The sequence below is a fragment of the Rhizobacter sp. P2_H2 genome, assembly GCF_056403375.1.
Map to the genome: position 1 here is coordinate 1 of NZ_JBFUFP010001442.1, position 1,082 is coordinate 1,082.

Sequence of the window (1,082 nt, forward strand, 5' to 3'; positions counted from 1 at the left end):
GTCGACGGCTGCGTGCGCGACGTGGCGGAGCTGGCGGCCAGCGATGTCGGCATCCGCGCGCTGGCGCTGATGCCGCTGCCGACCGAGAAGCGCAACGAAGGGCAGCGCGACGTGCCGGTGCAGGTGCAGGGCGTGTGGGTGCGGCCGGGCGACCGGCTTTATGCGGATGCGGACGGGATCGTGGTGATGCCATAGAACATGTCGCTGCCGCGAACATGTTCCTGAAACGTGTTAAAAAAACGTCATAAATTTAACATGTTTTCGCGCCGTCACCGGGTCAGCAGCTCGAACAGCGGTTCGTTGATGAAGTACACCTCGCGGCCGATCTTCTGACCGCTCAGCACGCCGAGCCGTTCCAGTTCGCGCAGGTATTTGGCGCAGGTCTGCCGCGTTCCGAGGCCGGCGCGCTCCAGAAACTGGATCTTGCAATACGGCTGGCGAAAGATCTGCTCGATCAGGTCCTTGCTGTAGACACCGGGCGCTTCACGTTGAACGCGCTCCCGCACGGACTCCATCAACGCGAGGATGTCGATGATCTGTTGCCGGGTGCGCAGCGAGGTCTGCTCGACCGCATCGAGCATGTACAGCACCCACTCGATCCAGGCACCTTCTTCCGTCACGCGGCGCAGACCTTCGTAGTAGGCCGCCTTGTGATCGATGATGTGGCGAGACAGGTACAGCACCGGCTGGGTGAGCAGCCCGCAATCGACGAGGTAGAGGATGTTCAGGATGCGGCCGGTGCGTCCGTTGCCGTCGGGGAACGGATGGATGGCCTCGAACTGATAGTGCATCAGGGCCATCTTCACGAGCGCATCGAGCCCGTCCTCGGCGTGCATGAAGTTCTCGAGCTCTCGCAGCTTGTCCCGGATGACGCCATCGCCTTCCGGCGGGGTGTAGATCGTCTGGCCGCGGCCGTTCGCGATGCGCGTTCCGGGTGTCCGGCGGAGGCTGAAGTCCGCCTGCTTGATGAGCTGTGCGATCTCGATGAACAGGCCGGTCGCCAGCGGCCGGGTRCCGATCTGCCGGAAGCCGTGGTTCAGCGCCTGGCGGTAGCGCAACACCTCTTTGGCCTCGGGGCTGGC

General features: G+C 63.7%; 2 protein-coding genes. One reads left to right on the forward strand and one right to left on the reverse strand.

All coding sequences use genetic code 11. From position 1 onward, the window contains the following. Window positions 1–195, forward strand: a 195-nt coding sequence (locus tag AC1D15_RS33775; RefSeq protein ID WP_477829500.1) for an RraA family protein, incomplete at its 5' end; no start/stop codon positions are given. 74 nt (window positions 196–269) lie between these two features. Here the strand turns inward: AC1D15_RS33775 and AC1D15_RS33780 are convergent. After that, window positions 270–1,082, reverse strand: an 813-nt coding sequence (locus tag AC1D15_RS33780; protein WP_477829501.1) for a Fic family protein, incomplete at its 5' end; no start/stop codon positions are given.